The sequence below is a fragment of the Paenibacillus sp. Aloe-11 genome (assembly GCF_000245715.1).
Taxonomy (GTDB): domain Bacteria; phylum Bacillota; class Bacilli; order Paenibacillales; family Paenibacillaceae; genus Paenibacillus; species Paenibacillus kribbensis.
This window is the reverse complement of the sequence record NZ_JH601050.1, coordinates 791,691-793,494: the sequence shown is the minus strand read 5'-3', so window position 1 is coordinate 793,494 and position 1,804 is coordinate 791,691. Positions and strand designations below refer to the sequence as shown.

Sequence of the window (1,804 nt, the reverse complement as noted above, 5' to 3'; positions counted from 1 at the left end):
TGCCGCCATACATGCAACCGGGATGCCGCACACCGCCATCCGCGATATGTATGCCGATTACTTGCGACCGCCCATTATGGTTTGATGGGCAGCTTTTCCATATAATTCAGCGCATCGTCAAGCGTGCGCACCGGAACGAGCTTCATCCGGGTTCCGATTTGCTCAGCTTTGGCCTTGGCTTCTTTATAATTATCCGCTGGGACAAAAAACAATTCTGCACCCTGACGGTCAGCGGCGACAATTTTATATTTTGCACCACCAATCGCTCCTACCTGGCCGTCCTTATCAATAGTACCCGTACCGGCCACACGATATCCCTTACTCAGATCACCGGGTGTCAACTGGTTATAAATTTCCATCGTAAACATTAAACCTGCCGAAGGCCCGCCAACATCTGTGGATGTAAAACGAATCGTCTTACGTCCATCCTTCGGCTCTACCTTCTGCACCGTGGCAATGCTGACCCCAAATCCGGGACGTTGTTTGCCCGTCTCGCTGTCCGTGATGGTCGTTAACGGAGCCTGCACCGTCAACAAGGTGCCATTGCGCTTGAGTTTTACCTGGACTTTGGTCCCCGCCTTCTCATTTTCCAGAGCAATCCGAATGGAGCGATTATTCGTTACCCTCGTGCCGTTCAACTCCAATATTTTATCTCCGGGCTCAAATACGCTATTGGATCGGGGCACCTTAAACACATACACATAATCCGGCACAATCCGATACGGGATATGGGCGCGGCTGTAGGCAGCCTCCATGGCGGAGGACTGGGAATCCCCCATATACCATACCTGCTCTGCTGTGTATTCGTCCTCGCTTCTTCCGTGCAGACGATCCTCCTTGCGCTGAATCTCCGAATTGCTATCCAGCTTGGACATGCCCAGCATGACAAGATTGGCATAACGTGCCGATACTGTCGTCATCATAAAGGTGCCACGTTCGTTGTGATCACCTTCCCGGACTGTAACCATCGGTTTGATCTCGTTGGCCCCACCTGGTCCATAGATCAGATAAGGGGTTGGCATATAGACCAGCACATAGACCATTGCGGTCAGCATCAAAACATAACCGATTGAAAAAAGAGCACCTTTGCGGCTGATTCGCTTCATCGCTTTTCCCCCTTTCAGCCCGACTTCCCATCCTCCGCCAATCAATCCTGCGCACCTGCTTGTTCTCAAGCCTTTCGAACAAGCATACATTGTTTATGACAAGACTACGTATATGAACAATCCCTGCTGACAACATCGTGAATAGAATGCTGGCGACAGCATCCGACTCTCTTAGTATATGGATGAGAGGTGAACCCTTTGACACAAAAGGAAGCCCATACCGCGCCTTACTGGACAACCCTGCTGCTTGGCTTCGGAGCCATCCTGCTTGTATTGGCTGTTGTCACCTCACCAGAAGAGGTGTTTCAAGCCTCTGCCCAAGGACTTAAGCTATGGTGGAGTATTATTTTCCCGGCTATGCTCCCTTTTTTGATGTTATCCGAAATGCTCATCGCCTTTGGTCTCGTCCATGGGCTGGGTGTCCTGCTGGAGCCGTTCATGCGCTTCTGGTTCCGGCTGCCTGGACGAAGCGGCTGGGTGCTGGCCCTCGGCCTGACCGCTGGCTTCCCGGCTGCTGCGGAGGCGGTGCGCCAATGGGCGCTGCAAGAGGACATGACCGAGCCCCAACTTCGACGATTGACCGCCATCGCTCACTTCTGCAATCCGATCACCATCCTGCTCGTCATCGGAACAGGATTGCTGCACAATGCTACTGTAGGCGGGATGTTACTTGCTGTTCACTGGATCTCCGGGCTGCT

At 52.5% G+C, this 1,804-nt stretch carries 2 protein-coding genes; one reads left to right on the top strand and one right to left on the bottom strand.

The features are described from left to right. Positions 1-74: 74 nt before the first annotated feature. Positions 75-1,106, bottom strand: a complete 1,032-nt coding sequence (locus tag WG8_RS09700) for a SepM family pheromone-processing serine protease (RefSeq protein ID WP_043890947.1) — start codon at positions 1,104-1,106, stop codon at positions 75-77. 189 nt (positions 1,107-1,295) lie between these two features. On the opposite strand from WG8_RS09700, the gene WG8_RS28270 reads away from it, so the two are divergent. Beyond that, positions 1,296-1,804: nucleoside recognition domain-containing protein (locus WG8_RS28270; protein WP_442950073.1), on the top strand; the 509-nt coding region annotated here is incomplete at its 3' end.

Bases quoted from the DNA above. Each gene is read 5' to 3' on its own strand.
- WG8_RS09700 (WP_043890947.1), bottom strand. From the start codon at position 1,106: ATGAAGCGAATCAGCCGCAAAGGTGCTCTTTTTTCAATCGGTTATGTT.